At 67.1% G+C, this 16393-nt stretch carries 18 protein-coding genes; 10 read left to right on the top strand and 8 right to left on the bottom strand.

What is annotated here, in order from left to right; all coding sequences use genetic code 11:
- Positions 1-49 precede the first annotated feature (49 nt).
- The 3 genes from ABD022_RS03990 (at position 50) to argE (ending at position 3940) form a co-directional block, all read left to right on the top strand.
- Positions 50-1864, top strand: a complete 1815-nt coding sequence (locus ABD022_RS03990) for an acyl-CoA dehydrogenase (protein ID WP_343820132.1) — start codon at positions 50-52, stop codon at positions 1862-1864.
- Between the two features lie 140 nt (positions 1865-2004).
- Positions 2005-2646 carry a peroxiredoxin gene (locus ABD022_RS03985; protein WP_325125940.1) on the top strand — a complete coding sequence of 214 codons (642 nt, stop codon included), beginning with the start codon at positions 2005-2007 and terminating at the stop codon, positions 2644-2646.
- Positions 2647-2779: 133 nt separating this feature from the next.
- On the top strand, positions 2780-3940 hold the full coding sequence (gene argE / locus ABD022_RS03980; RefSeq protein WP_343820130.1) for an acetylornithine deacetylase: 1161 nt from the start codon (positions 2780-2782) through the stop codon (positions 3938-3940).
- 9 nt (positions 3941-3949) lie between these two features.
- Here the strand turns inward: argE and ABD022_RS03975 are convergent, their stop codons facing one another.
- Positions 3950-4585, bottom strand: a complete 636-nt coding sequence (locus ABD022_RS03975) for a VOC family protein (RefSeq protein ID WP_343820128.1) — start codon at positions 4583-4585, stop codon at positions 3950-3952.
- Positions 4586-4855: 270 nt separating this feature from the next.
- On the opposite strand from ABD022_RS03975, the gene ABD022_RS03970 reads away from it, so the two are divergent.
- The 3 genes from ABD022_RS03970 (at position 4856) to ABD022_RS03960 (ending at position 6629) form a co-directional block, all read left to right on the top strand.
- Positions 4856-5113: a hypothetical protein gene (locus ABD022_RS03970; protein ID WP_325125935.1), complete on the top strand. Its 258-nt coding sequence runs from the start codon at positions 4856-4858 to the stop codon at positions 5111-5113.
- A 79-nt stretch (positions 5114-5192) separates the two neighbouring features.
- Complete coding sequence (rplS, locus tag ABD022_RS03965; RefSeq protein WP_325125933.1) at positions 5193-5564, top strand: 50S ribosomal protein L19; 372 nt, start codon at positions 5193-5195, stop codon at positions 5562-5564.
- A gap of 246 nt (positions 5565-5810) precedes the next feature.
- Positions 5811-6629, top strand: a complete 819-nt coding sequence (locus tag ABD022_RS03960; protein ID WP_325125931.1) for a CoA pyrophosphatase — start codon at positions 5811-5813, stop codon at positions 6627-6629.
- Positions 6630-6686: 57 nt separating this feature from the next.
- On the opposite strand, the gene ABD022_RS03955 is transcribed toward ABD022_RS03960, so the two are convergent.
- From ABD022_RS03955 to ABD022_RS03925, 7 genes are all read right to left on the bottom strand, one after another.
- Entirely contained in the window at positions 6687-7091 is a 405-nt protein-coding gene (locus tag ABD022_RS03955; protein WP_325125929.1) for a cupin domain-containing protein, read from the bottom strand.
- A 40-nt stretch (positions 7092-7131) separates the two neighbouring features.
- Positions 7132-7884 carry an SDR family NAD(P)-dependent oxidoreductase gene (locus tag ABD022_RS03950; protein ID WP_325125927.1) on the bottom strand — a complete coding sequence of 251 codons (753 nt, stop codon included), beginning with the start codon at positions 7882-7884 and terminating at the stop codon, positions 7132-7134.
- 11 nt (positions 7885-7895) lie between these two features.
- Entirely contained in the window at positions 7896-8651 is a 756-nt protein-coding gene (locus tag ABD022_RS03945; protein ID WP_343820125.1) for an SDR family oxidoreductase, read from the bottom strand.
- A 64-nt stretch (positions 8652-8715) separates the two neighbouring features.
- Positions 8716-9174: a carboxymuconolactone decarboxylase family protein gene (locus ABD022_RS03940; RefSeq protein WP_325125923.1), complete on the bottom strand. Its 459-nt coding sequence runs from the start codon at positions 9172-9174 to the stop codon at positions 8716-8718.
- A 100-nt stretch (positions 9175-9274) separates the two neighbouring features.
- Positions 9275-10180, bottom strand: coding sequence for an RNA polymerase sigma-70 factor (locus ABD022_RS03935; protein ID WP_325125921.1), 906 nt, complete (start codon positions 10178-10180; stop codon positions 9275-9277).
- A 69-nt stretch (positions 10181-10249) separates the two neighbouring features.
- On the bottom strand, positions 10250-11149 hold the full coding sequence (gene rsgA, locus ABD022_RS03930) for a ribosome small subunit-dependent GTPase A (protein WP_325125919.1): 900 nt from the start codon (positions 11147-11149) through the stop codon (positions 10250-10252).
- Entirely contained in the window at positions 11142-12386 is a 1245-nt protein-coding gene (locus tag ABD022_RS03925; protein WP_343820123.1) for a M48 family metallopeptidase, read from the bottom strand. Before ABD022_RS03925 ends, rsgA begins: the two co-directional genes overlap by 8 nt.
- Positions 12387-12441: 55 nt before the next feature.
- Here ABD022_RS03925 and orn point away from each other — a divergent pair, with 55 nt between their 5' ends.
- The 4 genes from orn (at position 12442) to uvrC (ending at position 16345) form a co-directional block, all read left to right on the top strand.
- Entirely contained in the window at positions 12442-12987 is a 546-nt protein-coding gene (gene orn / locus ABD022_RS03920; RefSeq protein WP_325125915.1) for an oligoribonuclease, read from the top strand.
- A 61-nt stretch (positions 12988-13048) separates the two neighbouring features.
- Complete coding sequence (gene acpS / locus ABD022_RS03915) at positions 13049-13486, top strand: holo-ACP synthase (RefSeq protein WP_325125913.1); 438 nt, start codon at positions 13049-13051, stop codon at positions 13484-13486.
- Entirely contained in the window at positions 13483-14559 is a 1077-nt protein-coding gene (gene nagZ / locus ABD022_RS03910) for a beta-N-acetylhexosaminidase (protein WP_325125912.1), read from the top strand. The genes acpS and nagZ overlap by 4 nt, the downstream gene beginning before the upstream one ends.
- On the top strand, positions 14522-16345 hold the full coding sequence (gene uvrC, locus ABD022_RS03905) for an excinuclease ABC subunit UvrC (RefSeq protein ID WP_343820122.1): 1824 nt from the start codon (positions 14522-14524) through the stop codon (positions 16343-16345). The genes nagZ and uvrC overlap by 38 nt, the downstream gene beginning before the upstream one ends.
- The last annotated feature ends 48 nt before the right edge of the window (positions 16346-16393 follow it).

Here is a 16393-nt window from a genome sequence, read left to right as displayed (position 1 = left end):
CGCGCCGCTCCATGCGGGGGATTGCTCTCCGCGCATCACAGGAATTGCGATGACATACCAGGTTCCTATCCAGGATATCCGTTTCATTCTGCGTGAGCTGGCCGATCTTCGGGGGGTGCTGGCGCTTCCGGGCTTCGAAGAGGTCTCCGAAGATCTCGTCGATGCCGTACTGGAAGAAAACGCACGCTTCGTCGAACAGGAAATCGCGCCGCTGAACCGCGCGGGAGACACCGAGCCGGCCCGCTGGAGCGCGGATGGCGTGCGCACCACGCCCGGCTTCAAGGCGGCGTTCCAGGCATTCGCGCAGGGCGGCTGGCAAGGCTTGCCGCACGAGGCCGAACTCGGCGGCCAGGGTTTGCCCAAGCTCGTCGCCGCGCCCGTCACGGAAAGCATCAATGCCGGCAACCTGGCCTTTTCCCTGTGTCCCCTGCTGACCGACGGCGTGATCGAGGCCTTGTCGATGGTGGGCTCGGACGAACAGAAGGCGCGGTTCATTCCGCCCCTGCTGGAAGGCCGCTGGACCGGTACCATGAATCTCACCGAGCCGCAGGCCGGCTCCGACCTGGCCCTGCTCAAGAGCCGGGCCGTGCGCCAGGACGATGGCAGCTACCGCATCACCGGCCAGAAGATCTTCATCACGTATGGGGATCACGACATGGCGGAAAACATCATCCATCTGGTGCTGGCGCGCACGCCGGACGCGCCCAAGGGTGTCAAGGGCATTTCCCTGTTCATCGTGCCCAAGTTCCTGGTCAATGACGACGGCAGCCTGGGCGCCCGCAACGATGTGGTGTGCGCGTCCCTGGAACACAAGCTCGGCATCCACGGCAGCCCGACGGCGGTGCTGCTGTATGGCTCGGGCCAGGGCGCGGCGGGCGAGGGCGGCGCCGTCGGCTACCTGATCGGCGAGGAAAACCGCGGCCTGGAATACATGTTCATCATGATGAATGCGGCCCGCTATGCGGTCGGCCTGCAGGGCGTGGCCGTGTCCGAGCGTGCGCTGCAGCACGCGGCGGCCTACGCGGCCGAGCGCATCCAGGGCAACGCCCTGGAAGGCTCCGCCGGCCCGGTACCCATCATCCGCCATCCCGACGTGGCGCGCATGCTGGGCATCATGCGCGGCCTGACCGAGGGCGCGCGCGCCGTGGCCTATGTGGCGGCCGGCTACCGGGACAAGGCGGCCCGTCTTGCGGACGAGGCCGAACGTGCCCGCTTCAAGGCCATCTACGAATACTTCGTGCCCATCGTCAAGGCGTTTTCCACCGAATCGTCCGTCGAGGTTGCCTCCTTGGGCGTGCAGGTGCACGGCGGCATGGGCTTCATCGAGGAAACCGGCGCCGCCCAGTATTACCGTGATGCCCGGATCCTGCCCATCTACGAAGGCACCACGGCAATCCAGGCCAATGATTTCATCGGCCGCAAGCTGGTGCGCGACGGCGGAGCGGTGGCGCGCGATCAGATCGCCGGAATGCGCGAGACGGCGGCGGCCCTGCGGGCGGCCGTGGGCGTGCATGCCGAGGCGCTGGCCATGATCGGCGAGCGCCTGGAGACAGCGGCCGACGCCTACGAGTCGGCGCTGTCGTTCGTGCTGGAGCACGTGCGCGAGGACATCCGCGGTGTGTTCACCGGCAGCGTGCCGTGCCTGATGCTGGCCGGGACGGCCCATGCGGGCTGGCAGCTGGGGCGCTCGGCGCTGGCTTCGGCCGTGGCCATCGCCGAAGGCTCCACCGATGCCTTCCATGCGAACAAGATCGCCACGGCCGTGCAGTACGCCGCCCACGTGCTGCCGCGCACGCTGGCGCTGCAGTCTGCCATCCGGGACGGCGGCCTGGCCGACCGCTACGTGCGCCAGGCCCAGGTATGAGCGGATGCGGATGGGGCTGGATATAGAAATAAAGAAAGGCTATTTCAATAGCGCCCTATATTCTGCAAGAATCTTAAGTGTCTAAACCAATTCGCCGCCCGGATCGTCCGGGCGGCAGACACTTGAAACAGGAGCTATCGATGGCCACTCTGCGTCTGGGCGACACCGCCCCCGATTTCGAACAGGAATCTTCCCTGGGGAAAATCAAGTTCTACGAGTTTCTGGGCGACAGCTGGGGTGTCCTGTTCTCCCATCCTGCCGATTTCACGCCGGTCTGCACCACCGAGCTGGGCTATACCGCCATCCTGTCGGGCGAATTCGCCAAGCGCGGCGCCAAGGTGATCGCCGTGTCGGTCGACGGCAAGCAATCGCACCTGGACTGGATCAAGGACATCAACGACACCCAGAAGACCGACGTTCAATACCCGATCCTGGCCGACGAGGACCGCAAGGTCGCGACCCTCTATGACATGATCCACCCGAACGCCAGCGCCACCGCCACGGTGCGCTCGGTGTTCATCATCGATCCGAACAAGAAGATCCGCCTGATCCTGACCTACCCGGCCAGCACGGGCCGCAATTTCGACGAGATCCTGCGCGCCCTGGATTCCATCCAGCTGACCGACAACTACAGCGTCGCCACGCCGGTGAACTGGAAGCAGGGCGAGGACGTCATCATCGCCCCCTCGATCAAGGATCCGGCCGTCCTGAAGGAAAAATTCCCCAAGGGCTACACCGAAATCCGCCCCTACCTGCGCATCACGCCGCAGCCGGATCTCTGATCCTCGCGGATCGGATCCAGGGCATGCCGGTACCGCCGTGGCGGACCGGCCGGACCCCGATGGCCGGGCTTTCGCCCGCATCGGGGTTTTCTTCATTTCGTCGGGGCGGATTACCATGTTATCCATGAAGAGCATGAATGCGCGTGAATGGCTGCAGCGGCTGGTGGCCTTCGATACGACCAGCCGGAATTCCAACCTTGCGATGATCGAGGCGATCCGCGATGCATTGGCCTCGCAGGGGATCCAGTCCGAACTGACCTATGCCCCGGAAGGCGGAAAGGCCAATCTGTTCGCCACGCTGCCCGCGTGCGACGGCGCCACGCAGGGCGGGATCGTCCTGTCCGGTCATACCGATGTCGTGCCGGTGGATGGGCAGGACTGGAGTTCCGATCCTTTTTCTCTCACCGAACGGGACGGCCGGCTGTATGGCCGGGGCACGGCGGACATGAAAGGCTACATCGCGGTCGCGCTGGCGCTCGTGCCCGAGTTCCTGGCCCTGAAGCGCACCAAGCCCCTGCATCTGGCCTTTTCGTATGATGAAGAGGTAGGCTGCCTGGGAGCGCCCGTGATGCTGGAGGCGCTTGCGCGGCGCGGCGTGCGCGCCGAGGGTTGCGTCGTGGGCGAGCCGACCGGGATGCGGGTGGTGGTGGCGCACAAGGGCATGAACCTGTACCGCTGCCGGGTGCACGGCAAGGCGGCGCATTCCTCGCTGACTCCGCGCGGCTGCAATGCCATCGAATATGCAGCCCACCTGATCTGCCGCGTGCGGGACCTGGCGGATGAATACAGGTCCCGGGGCCCCTACGACGATTGCTTCGACGTCCCGTTCACCACGATGGGCACCAATCTGATTTCCGGTGGCATCGCGGTCAATACCATCCCGGAGCTCTGCGAGTTCATCTACGAATTCCGCAACTTGCCCGGCATGTCGCCGGACGGCATTCAGGGCAGGATCGAGGCATACATCCAGTCCGAACTGCTGCCCCGGATGCGCCGCGAGCACGACGCCGCACGCATCGAGATCGAAGCCATGCCGGCAATGGTTCCCGCGCTGGAGGCGTCCGAACGCGATGCCATCACCCGGCTGGTGCGCGCCCTGACCGGCGATGACGGGACATCCAAGGTGAGCTACGGTACCGAAGGCGGTTTGTTCCAGAACGCCGGCATTCCGGCGGTGATCTGCGGTCCGGGGCACATCGAGCAGGCGCACCGGGCCGACGAGTTCGTCGAAATCGCCCAGCTGGACGCCTGCGAGGATTTCCTTCGCCGGCTGGCGGGTTCGCTGACGGACTGATTGCGGGCCCTACAGCACCCGGATTCCGTGCGGTGTGTCGATGTGCGCCACCAGCCGTGCCGGACCGCCAGGTCCGGCCGGATGCACGAAAACGGGGGCTTCCAGTTCCAGCGATGACAGCAGGCGGGAAGCCCGTTCCGGATCCGGATGAAAGATCTCGAGCCGGACCAGGGCGCATCCCTTGTCTTCCATGCGTGAGGCCGGATGCTCCGCGGCCTGCCATTCGATGAGGGCGGGCGCGGCACCCTGAAGCGGTATGGAGCCGTCGGCGGGGATGGTGATGAGCCAGTCGAGCGCGCCGCGGCTCATGGATTCGATGGGGCCCAGGGGTTCCGAGGACGCCGCTGCCGAGGCCCGGATGTCGGTGCTGCGCACGACCCAGGTGGCGAGCGAAGGGGGCGATTGCGGGCCGAGCCCGTCGAGGCCGAACCAGCGGGGGCGGCCGGGGGCCGGGGCTGCCGGGTTCGGGGAGATCACCTCCAGGTACAGGGTATCGCCGAGACGCAGCAACCGGTTGTGGGTCGCCATGCGCGGATGTTCGCCGCCGGGCTGCGGTGCGACACCGAGCGTGTCCGAAACGAATGCGGCGCCTGCTTCCAGCGAGAAAGCAGTGACTGCGATGTGGTCGAGAAAGGCACGCGGCATGGTGTGTTCTCCAGCGAAAAACATACTGTACGCCGTTTGCTGTGCCGCCCGCGGGCCGGCCGGCCGGTTTCGTCCGGATCGATCCCCACTTGCGCCGATCACTGTTTCTTTGTACAGTATCCATGACTACTGTATAAAACAACAGATCCGGCGGTTCTCGCGCCGGGCGCACCTGGGAGATTCGACATGGCTGGATCGATGGCTTGGAATGGAACTTGGGCATGGGCTGGCGCGGGTGTTTCCGGGCGTGGCGCGGCGCGGCGGGGCTCCGTGCGCGCGAATGCCCGGGGTGTGCTGCAGGGGCCCTGGGTCGCGGGCGGGTCGTGGGGCGGCCGGCCCGCCGGGCGCGCCGGCCGGTGGGGCGGTTCCGCCCCGGTTCGCCAGGCAGCCCGGGTGCATCGGCCGCGTGCGGGCCTGCGGATCGGCTGGCGCCGCATGGCGGCCCTGGCGGGCGACGTCCTCATGGTACTGACCTGGGCGGCCATGATCCCGGGCATGATGTGGCTGGGTGCGGCAGCCGGGTTCTGATATAATCCCGTGTTTGCATCCTCTGGCCCGGTATTCCCATACTTCAACGCCCGGTATCCATGATGCCCTGGAGCCTATCTTGAACCTGATCGAAACCCTCGAAAAAGAAGAAATCGCGCGCCTCACCGAAGGCCGCACCATCCCCGAATTCGCCCCTGGCGATACGGTCATCGTGAATGTCAACGTGGTCGAAGGCTCGCGCAAGCGCGCCCAGGCCTACGAAGGCGTGGTCATCGCCCGCCGCAACCGTGGCCTGAATTCCGCTTTCACCGTGCGCAAGATCTCGTCGGGCGAAGCCGTCGAGCGTACTTTCCAGCTGTATTCGCCGCAGATCGCCTCGATCGAAGTCAAGCGCCGTGGCGACGTCCGCCGTGCTAAACTGTATTATCTGCGCAACCTGACGGGCAAAGCCGCTCGCATCAAGGAAAAGCTGGTTCGCAAGGCCGTCTGATCGCGGCATCGCGGATCAATCCAAGGCACCCGTTCCGGGTGCCTTGTTTTTTTGCCGTCGGACTGCCCCCCAAGGTAAAAAGCGGCCCCGGACGACCGGTCAGCACATGGGATCGTAACCATGAACCATGCCGTGACCGGGCCAGGCAGCATGCAGGCTTGCGTTTGCGCGCAAGCCAAAGGCGCGGCGCGGGGGCTGGTTTTCCGGCACAATTGAACCGTGCCGGAATTTCATCATCGGGGTTTCATGTCGTATCGGTTGCCGGGCTCGGATGGGGATCGCGCCACCAGCTTCGACCCTCAGGTCCAGCCCGTCCTGCCCAGCGCTCCGCTGCCGGTGTTGCCTTCGGAGTGCCTGCAGCTGGACTACATTCGCCGGGCGTTCCAGCGTCCGGTCGACTGGCGGGTCGAACCTCTGTTCGCGCAGGCTTTCGATCCTGGCGGGGCTCTGCATGTCCAGGCTCGCCAGGCGGCGGTCCTGATGCCGCTGGTCCAGCGCGAAGCCGGCCTGCACGTGTTGTTCACGCGGCGTGCCGCGCACCTGCATCATCATGCGGGCCAGGTCAGTTTTCCGGGTGGCCGCATCGAATCCTCCGACCGCGACCCGATCGCAGCGGCCCTGCGCGAGACCCGGGAAGAAATCGGTGTCGACCGGCGCTTCGTCCACGTGATCGGCACGCAGCCGACATTGCTGACCACGACGCAGTTCCTGATGACGCCCGTGATCGGCGAACTGTTGCCTGGTTTTCATGTCCGGCCCGATGAATCCGAGGTGGCCGAGGTGTTCGAGGTGCCCCTGGAGATCCTGATGGATCCGGGCCGGCATGTGCTGCACCGGCTGGAAACGGCCCTGGGGCATGGCAGGTGCTATTTCTCGATCCGCTGGGAATCCCATTTCATCTGGGGCGCTACGGCAGTCCTGATTCGCAATTTCTATCGCTTCCTGTCGGCCTCGCAGGGCATCCTGATTGCTGACGCCGGCAAACCAGCCGAAGGCGGTTTGCCCCCGGGGCCTGGTTCCGGCATCGGGTCCGGCCGCCCGCCCGCCGGATCCGGGCGGCGCTGAAGGCCGCGACGGGCACCACGGCCCGGCGGCCCCACCCGGAGTTTGCGCAGGCCCTGCCTAGTGGGCCGGCAGGACGGCGGGCTTGCCTTCGTCCTTGATCAGCACCGCAAGGAACCGTGCCGGTTCCGTGGCGCTGGCATTGCGGCCGACGGTGTGGACGTCTTCCGGACCTTCGTGAAAGGCCTGTCCGGGGCCCAGGGTCGTCTCCCGGCCGCCTTGCACGCCCATGACCACTTTTCCTTCCAGGACGTAGATCAGGCCGTGGGCATCGTGCCTGTGGACCGGATCGACGCCGCCGGGCGGATATTCCACGAGCAGCATCAGCGCTTCCTTGCCCGGCATGTCGGGCAGGTCCTGGCGCAGGACCTCGGTGACGATGGGGGCGGGGGCGGACGGCGGTGCAGCCACGGCAGTGGTGCAGGCCAGGCAAAGCAGCGCTGCGAGCATTCTTGGATGGGACATGGCAGTGTTCCTTGATGAGGGGGTGGGGCGGTGTGCGGCCTCAGGTGATGACCAGGCCGCCGTCGACGCGCAGGACCTGGCCGGTGATCCAGGCCGCGCCGGGTGCGGCCAGCGAAACGATCCAGGGTGCAACGTCCTCTGGATTGCCACGCCGGCCCATGGGGATGCGGGCGCGTTCGTCGGCCTTCACGGCCTCGACCTGCTCGGGAGACAAACGCATGCGCTCTTCCAGGAATCGGGTTTCGGTCGGCCCGGCGGCCACCGCGTTGACGCGGATGCCGTCCGCCGCGAATTCCAGTGCCCAGCAGCGGGTCATGTGCTCCAGGGCCGCCTTGCTGGCGGCATAGTGCGAGAGTCCGGGGGCCGCCTTGTGACCGAAGGTGCTCGACACATTGATGATGGAACCGCCCGATGCCTTCAGATGGGGCAGGGCGGCGCGCGCCAGCAGCGAAGGGCCGATGACATTGGTGGCGAAGATCGAGGCGATGCGGTCGGCCTCGGCCTGGGCAAGCGGCAGGATGGCACCGTCGCCCGCGTTATTGACCAGAACATCCAGCCTTCCCCAGCGCTGGATGGTGGTGGCGACGGCGCGTTGCGCATCCGTTTCGCTGGATGCGTCCGCGACGATATAGTCGATGCCGGGTGTCTGCCGGGCAGCCGCTGCCAGGCGAGCCTCGTTCCTGCCGGTGATCACGGCGCGGGTGCCTGAAGCGGCGAAGGCCTTGGCGGCGGCCAGGCCGATGCCTGCTCCACCGCCCGTGATGAGTGCGATCCGGGGTGCGGATACCTGCATGGTGGGCTCCATCAGCGGCCTGTGCCGGCCTGGGCAGCCAGCCAGGCTTCCAGGGAAAGGGTGCCGAGCCGAGCCTGGGCGCCGGGCATCAGGGATGCGTCATCGATCCGGTCGCCGAAATACCGGGCCTCGTCATCCCGGACGATCTGCGTCGCGGTCTGTGCCGGCAGCACCTTCTTCAAGAGATCGCCCAGGGGGAACGGTGCGGGGCCGGCGACTTCGCGCATGCCGTTCAGGGGCGGTTCGGACGCGACCCGGGCAAGTGCCGCGGCAACGTCATCCGCAGCCATGGGTTGCAGCAGTGCGCTGGGAGCGTGGATGATCCCGTCCTGCGTGAAGGATTGGGCAATGGCGCCCAGGAACTCGAAGAACTGCGTCGCCCGGACGATCGTGCAGGGGATTCCGCTGTGCGTGATCAGGGCTTCCTGGGCGATCTTCGCGCGGAAGTAGCCGCTGCCGGGCAGGCGCTCCAGGCCCACGACCGACAGTGCAATGTAATGACGGACGCCGGCCTCGCTGGCGGCGCGCAGCAGGTTGGCGGTGGAGGCGCGGAAGAACGACATCACGGCAGCATCCTCGAACGAAGGCGCGTTGGTGACGTCGATCAGCACCTCGGCGCCTTCCAGCGCGCGGTCCAGGCCTTCGCCCGTCACCGAGTTCACGCCGGTCGAGGGAGAGGCGGCCAGCACGGCATGACCCGCCTGCTCGAGCCGCGCCGAGAGTTTGCGGCCGATGAGGCCGGTGCCGCCGATAATGACGATCTTCATCAGGAAATCCTTGAATGGGTCCGGGAAACGCCTGTTCCCCGGAAAATGAAAGGGGAGGGTGCGATCAGGCGATCGGTTCCGCGGAGATGGGCGCGCGCATGCCGATGGCCATCCGGTTCCAGGAGTTGATCGCGGCGATCGTCCAGCAGAGTTCGATGATTTCCTGCTCGCTGAATTCGGCCTGGAGCGCGGCGAAATCGGCATCCCTGTCGCTATGCCGGTCGGCCAGGCGGGTCATGGTTTCGGCCCAGTTCAGCGCTGCCTGTTCGCGGGCGCTGTACAGGTCGGTCTCGCGCCAGGTCGAGAGGCTGTTGATGCGCTGCCAGCTCTCGCCGTGCTTGCGCAGGTCGCGGGCGTGCATGTCCAGGCAGAAGGCGCAGCCATTGATCTGCGAGACACGGGTCTGGACCAGGTCCGACAGGATCGGGCCCAGCGTGGATTCGGCAAGCGTGGCGTTGACACCGATCATGGCCCTGTAGGTCTTGGGCGCGATGCTGGTCCAGTTCAGGCGGGGATGCGACATGAGATCACCTCGAGTGAAAGTTTTTGAAGGGTTCACACTCAAGACGAACGGCCGGGCCGCCTTGTGACGGCCCGGCGAAAAAAACTGCAAAAAAGTTGGCTCAGGCCAGCGCGCTCAGTTCGCAGCCCAGCGTTTGCGCCAGTTGCGCCAGCTTGTCGGGGTTGCGCTGTGCGTGGATGCGGGTGATGCGCGTGCCATCGGTCTCCAGGTATTGCGCCGATTCCAGCTTGCCGTCGATGAAGCGCAGCAACCGCCATTGGCCCGCGGCCAGGGCGATCTCGCAGCGCACGCGGCCGCGAAAACGCAGGCAGGTGGCCAGGTAGAGCTGCGCGATGCGCTGGCCGCCCCGCAGCGGCACGCCAAAGCTGGGAACCTTGCCGCCTCCGTCGCCGACCAGCTGTGCCTCGGCCGCCAGAACCGACTTGAGCGCCGTGAAATCCCCGCTCGAAGCGGCCTGGGCGAAAGCCTGCAGCAGGTCCCGCTGCGTTTCCGGCGCCACGGCCATCGGCTTGCGTTCGTCCCTGAGCCTGGTGCGGGCGCGGTGCACCAGTTGCCGGCACGAGGCTTCGGAGCGATCCAGCACCCGGGCGATCTCGCCGTAGTCCTCGTCGAACACGTCCCGCAGCAGAAAGGCCGCGCGAGCCTCGGGCGAGAGCCGTTCCAGCACGGCCAGCAGAGCATAGGAGACGTCGTGCGAGCGTTCCAGCGCCTGCTCGGGCGAGGGCGCCGGATCGGTCAGGTCGGCCAGATCGGGTTCCGGCAGCCAGGCGCCGATGTAGTGTTCGCGCCGGACCTTGGCGGCCCGCAGCCGGTCGATGGACAGGCGGGTGGTGATGGAGACCAGCCAGGCCTCGATGTTCGCCAGGGCACCCTGGTCTGCCGCATGCCATTTCAGCCAGGCGTCCTGGACGACGTCTTCGGCCTCGGCCCAGGAGCCGAGCATGCGGTAGGCGATGCCCTGAAGGCGGGGCCGGTGGAGATTGAATGTGAGGGTCGCGTCGTTCATGTCGGCATCCAGACGGTCGAGACCCCCATTTTGTGACAATACCGGCCCCGGGGCCAGGATCGTGGGCGCTCAGTACCGCCGCGCCGCCTCGTTTTCGGCCAGGATGCGCATGTAGAGCGCATGGCGCTCGGCGCGCACCTCGCCGCGTTCGATCGCCGCCAGCACGCCGCAGCCCGGTTCGTGGCGGTGGGTGCAGTTGTAGAAGCGGCATGCGGCGATCGGCTGCGCGAATTCCGGGAAGCCCTGCTCGATGTCGTGGATGCTGAGGTGCTGCAGGCCGAAGGCCTGGAAGCCGGGCGAGTCGATCAGGCCGCCGCCTTCGGGCAGGGGGTAGAGCTGCGTGCGGGTGGTGGTGTGGCGCCCGGTGCCCAGGGCCTCTGAATGTGCCTGGGTTGCCGCCAGGGCCTCGGGCACCAGCGCGTTGAGCAGGGTGGATTTCCCCATGCCGCTCTGGCCCAGCAGCAGGGTGACGCGGCCCTGCAGCCGGGGTGCCAGCAGCGAATGCACCTGGGCCGTGTCCAGCGCGCTGAGCATGATGACCGGCGTGCCCAGGGACTCGATGGTCGCCAGCCGAGCGCGGGCCGCGGCGGCGCCGGGCAGGTCCGCCTTGTTCAGCACGATGATCGCCGGCACCCCGGCGCTGGCGGCCGCCACCAGCGCGCGGCCGGCCAGGTCGTCGGAGAACTCGGGCTCGGATGCCAGCACCAGCAGCAGCTGGTCGATGTTGGCGGCGAACTGCTTGCTGCGTTGCGCATCGGAGCGGTAGAACAGATTGCGGCGCGGCAGGATGTCGAGGATGACGCCTTCCTGGCGGCCTTCGGGCCGTACGTTGACCCGGTCGCCCACGGCCGGGCCGGCTTTCTTGCCCCGCGTGTAGCACTGGCGCCGGTCGCCGCCGTCGATTTCGACGTCGTAGTGGCGTCCGTGGGCGGCGACGATGCGGCCCTGCAGCGGGGCGGGTTCAGCCATCGCGCAGGTGTGCGATGCGCACGGGGGCCGGCGGGTGGCTGTCGTACCAGGCGGAATGGATCGGGTCCGGCGTCAGCGTGGCGGCATTGTCGTCATAGAGCTTCACCAGCGCGCTGGACAGGGGGGCCGCGCCGCATTGCCGCACCGCGTAGCGGTCGGCCTGGAATTCGTCGCGCCGGGACAGCAGGCTGGCGACCGGGGTGGTCCAGAACGTGAGCACCGGCAGGGCCAGCATGAACAGGACCAGGGCCAGGCCGTCGTTGGGCCGACCCAGCTGCGGGATGACGCCCAGGCCGGTGTAGAACCAGAGCTGTGTGGACAGCCAGGCCAGCAGGTGCAGCAGAACGCCGGCCGCGGTGAAGCCGATGACGATGCGCCGCAGGATGTGGCGGTGGGCGAAGTGGCCCAGCTCGTGGGCCAGGACAGCCTCGACCTCGTCGGTGTTCAGGCGCGACAGCAGGGTGTCGAAGAACACGATGCGGCGGTGGCGGCCGAAGCCGGTGAAATAGGCGTTGCCATGGGCGGAGCGCCGCGATCCGTCCATGACGAACAGGCCCGACAGGCCGAAGCGGCAGCGCTTGGCCAGGGCGTGGATGCGCTCCGTGAGTTCGGGGTCGTCCAGTGGCGTGAAACGGTTGAACAGCGGGGCGATGAAGCTGGGGTAGAGCCACAGGACCAGCAGGTTGAAGCCCACCCATACGCCCCAGGCCCACCACGCCCAGTCGGTGCCGGCCGATTCCATGATCCACAGGATGGCGGCCAGCAGCGGCGTGCCCAGCACCAGCGTGACGGCCAGCATCTTCAGGGCATCGGTGATGAAGAGTCGGGGCGTCATGCGGTTGAAGCCGAAGCGGGCTTCCAGGCGGAAAGTGCGCCAGGCGGAAAAGACCAGCCCGACGGCGCCCAGCAGGGCCAGCACGGAGCCCACCAGCGCCATCTGGCGCCAGAGTTCGGATTCGATCAGGCGGCCCAGGGCCAGGTCCAGAGCCTGCAGGCCGCCCAGCAGGGTCAGGCCCAGCAGCACGGCGGCTTCGACGATGCGTTCGATCATGGACAGCTGGCAGCGGGCCACGGTGTAGTCGGCCGCGCGCTGGTGGCTGTGCAGGCCGATGCGGTCCGCAAAGGCGGCGGGAACGGCATCGCGGTGCGCGAGCACATGGCGGATCTGACGGCGCGCCAGCCAGTAGCGCAGGAGCAGGTCGCCCACCAGGCAGGCGAGAAACAAGAGGGTCAGCATGTCCGTCCGGCCAATGTGCGAAAATCGGGTCTTTGCCAGCAAAGGATTATAGGATATGGCCGCGAACGATCAGCGCCTGATCTGGCTCGACATGGAAATGTCGGGCCTGGACCCGGAAAAAGAGCGCATCCTGGAAATCGCCATGGTCGTCACCGAGCCCGACCTGACCCCGGTGGCGCAGGCGCCCGTCCTGGTGATCCACCAGGACGATGCCGTGCTGGACGGCATGGACAAATGGAACCAGTCCACCCATGGCAAGAGCGGCCTGATCGACAAGGTCAAGGCCTCGACCCTGACCGAGTCGCAAGCCGAGGACATCCTGCTGGAATTCCTGGCGCCGCTGGTGCCGGCCGGCAAGTCGCCGATGTGCGGCAACACCATCGGCCAGGACCGCCGCTTCATGGTCAAGTACATGCCCCGGCTGGAGGCCTACTTCCACTATCGCAACCTGGACGTCAGCACGCTCAAGGAACTTTCCCTGCGCTGGAAACCCGAGGTCTATCGCAGCTTCGTCAAGGCCAGCAAGCACGAGGCGCTGGCCGATATCCAGGAATCGATCGACGAGCTCAAGCACTACCGGGAGCATTTCATCCGGCTGTAACCTGCGCCCGGCCGGACTGACGGCCCGGCGCTCCGCCCTTGTCGCTATTTCGGAGTCCTTCGTGTCCACTGGATCCATCGCCGGCATCGGCACCGACCTGCTGCGGGTCGAGCGCATCGAGCGTATCTATGCGCGCCACGGCGACCGTTTCGTCCGCCGCATCCTGGGTGCGGACGAACAGCTCGTACACCGCCGCCGCCAGGCGCGCGACCCGAGCCGGGGCATCCGTTACCTGGCGACCCGCTTCGCGGCCAAGGAAGCCTTTTCCAAGGCGATCGGGCTGGGCATCCACATGCCCATGACCTGGTCCCGGGTGCAGGTCCTCAACCGTCCCGGCGGCGCGCCCGAGATCCGCCTGTCCGGCCCCCTGGCCGACTGGTATGCCACCCGCTTCGGACGGGCGCACGTATCGATGACCGACGAGGCCGACATGGTGGCGGCCTTCGTCGTGATCGAGCCCTTGCCCGCCGTCGCCGATTCCAAGGAAAGCATCGCATGACCTCGCAACAGAATGCGCATTCGGGCGGCCGCGCCGCCATGGCCCCGGGGCCCGTCATGGTCGACGTGGCCGGGCTCGAACTCACCGGCGAAGAGCGCGCCCGCCTGCGGCACCCGCAGGTCGGCGGGGTGATCCTGTTCGCGCGCAATTTTGCCGATCGGGCGCAGCTTGCCGCCCTGTGCGCCGCCATCCACGGCGCGCGCGACGAACCCCTGCTGATCGCCGTCGACCATGAAGGCGGCCGGGTCCAGCGCTTCCGTACGGACGGCTTTACGCCGTTGCCGGCGATGCGGGTGTTCGGCCAGTGGTACGACCGGGATCCCCAGGCGGCCCTGCGCGCGGCCACCGAGACCGGCTTCGTGCTGGCCAGCGAGCTGCGGGCCTGCGGCGTGGATTTCAGCTTCACGCCGGTGCTGGACCTGGACTACGGCGTCAGCCAGGTGATCGGCAACCGTGCGCTGCACGAAGACCCGGCCGCCGTGGCCCTGCTGGCCCGCGCGCTAATCCAGGGGCTGTCCCAGGCCGGCATGGCCGCCTGCGGCAAGCATTTTCCGGGCCATGGCGCCGTGGCGGCCGATTCCCACCTGGCGGTTCCCGTGGACGACCGATCGCTGGACGAGATCCTGGAAGCGGATGCGGCGCCGTACCAGTGGCTGGGCGACCTGGCGCTGCCGGCCGTGATGCCGGCGCATGTCATCTATCCGCAGGTGGCGCCCGAGCCGGCCGGGTTCTCGCGCCGCTGGGTGACCGACATCCTGCGCGGCCGGATGGAATACGATGGCGTCGTGTTTTCGGACGATCTCACCATGGAAGGCGCGAGCGTGGCCGGCGACATCGGCGCCCGCGCCCGGGCCGCGCTCGAAGCCGGCTGCGACATGGTCCTGGTGTGCAATCGTCCCGATCTGGCCGACGAACTGCTGGCCACTCTGGCGGACCGCTCGCTGGATCCCCAGGCCGTGCGCCGCATCCGGCGGCTGATGCCGTCCCGGCCAGCACCCGATTGGACGGGGCTGTTGTCCGATCCGAGGTATCTCCGTGCCCGAAGCCTTCGATCTGAAAACCTTTCTATCTGACCTGCCGCACCTGCCCGGGGTCTACCGCCACATCGACGCCCAGGGCGAGGTCCTGTATGTCGGCAAGGCACGCGACCTGAAACGCCGCGTCAGTTCGTATTTCCAGAAGTCCGGCCACGGCCCGCGCATCGAGCACATGCTGGCGCGCGTGGCGCGCACCGAAATCACGGTCACGCGCACCGAGGCCGAGGCCCTGATCCTGGAAAACAACCTGATCAAGCGCCTCAAGCCCCGCTACAACATCCTGTTCCGGGACGACAAGTCCTATCCCTACCTGCACATCACCGCGCACGAGGCCCCGCGCATCGTGTACTACCGGGGCAGCACCCATGGTCCGGGACGCTTCTTCGGCCCTTATCCCAATTCCTGGGCGGTGCGTGAAACCATCCAGATCCTGCAGAAGGTCTTCCGCCTGCGCACCTGCGAAGACAGCGTCTATGCCCACCGTACGCGCCCCTGCCTGCTGTACCAGATCGGCCGCTGCTCCGCGCCCTGCGTCGACCTGATCTCGCCCGAGGACTACAAGGCCGACGTCGAGCGCGCGATCCGTTTCCTGGAAGGCCGTGCAGGCGAGGTCATGGAAGACATCGAGCAACGCATGGCTGCCGCCGCCGAGTGCCAGGATTTCGAGCAGGCCGCCGCGCTGCGCGACCAGATGCGCGCGCTGGCAAAAGTGCTGCAGCAGCAGACCATGGAGCAGGTGGGCGACGACAGCGTCGACATCATCGCGGTGGAAATGGCGGGCGGGCGCGTGTGCGTCAACCTGGCGATGGTGCGGGCCGGGCGTCACCTGGGCGACAAGCCGCTGTTCCCCACCCAGGCCCAGGACGAGTCGGCCGAAGAAGTGCTGAGCGCCTTCGTGGCGCAGCACTATGCCGACAATCCGGCGCCGCCCGTGCTGGTGTGCTCGCATGCCTTGTCCGACCCCGACCTGATGGCCCTGCTGGCCGAGCAGCACGGTCATCGCATCCGTGTGCTGACCCGTCCCCAGGGGGCGCGCCGTGCCTGGCTGGAACAGGCGCAGCGAAACGCCAGGATGGCCTTGGCCCAGCGTCTGTCCGAATCCAGCGCGCGCGAGGCACGCACCCGGGCGCTGGCCGTGGAGCTGGACCTGGACACGGACGACGATGCGCTCGATGCCCTGCACATCGAGTGCTTCGATATCAGCCATACGGCGGGCGAGGCCACCCAGGCGTCCTGCGTGGTGTACCGCCATCACGCCATGCAGCCGTCACTGTACCGGCGCTTCAATATCGCCGGCATCCGGCCGGGCGATGATTACGCCGCCATGCGCCAGGCGCTGACGCGACGCTATACGCGGGTGGCCGACGGCGATGCCGAGATGCCCGATGTGGTGCTGATCGACGGCGGCGAGGGCCAGGTCGGGGTTGCGCATCAGGTCTTCGTCGATCTGGGCCTGGACGTCAGCCGCATCGTCGGGGTGAAAAAGGGCGACCATCGCAAGGTCGGCCTGGAAACACTGGTCTTCGTCGACGGCAGGCCTCCGGTGGCGCTGGGCGTGGAATCCGCCGCCCTGATGCTGGTGGCGCAGATCCGCGACGAAGCCCACCGCTTTGCCATCACCGGCATGCGTGCCCGGCGGGCCAAGGCCCGCAACGTGTCGCGCCTGGAAGATATCGAGGGCGTGGGCAAGCAGCGGCGCCAGAACCTGCTGGCGCGCTTCGGCGGCTTCAGCGGGGTGGTGGATGCCAGCATCGACGAACTGCGCAGCGTCGAGGGCATTTCCCAGGCCCTGGCCGAACGCATCTACCATGCCCTGAGATAGGAGCACCGCCGCGGCGGCCGAAGATTCCTTAGGGTAGTATTACGCTTA

It is taken from the genome of Castellaniella daejeonensis (genome assembly GCF_039523555.1).
GTDB lineage: Bacteria > Pseudomonadota > Gammaproteobacteria > Burkholderiales > Burkholderiaceae_B > Castellaniella > Castellaniella daejeonensis.
Note: the sequence above shows the minus strand (reverse complement) of the source record. Positions and strands in the feature narration are given on the sequence as shown.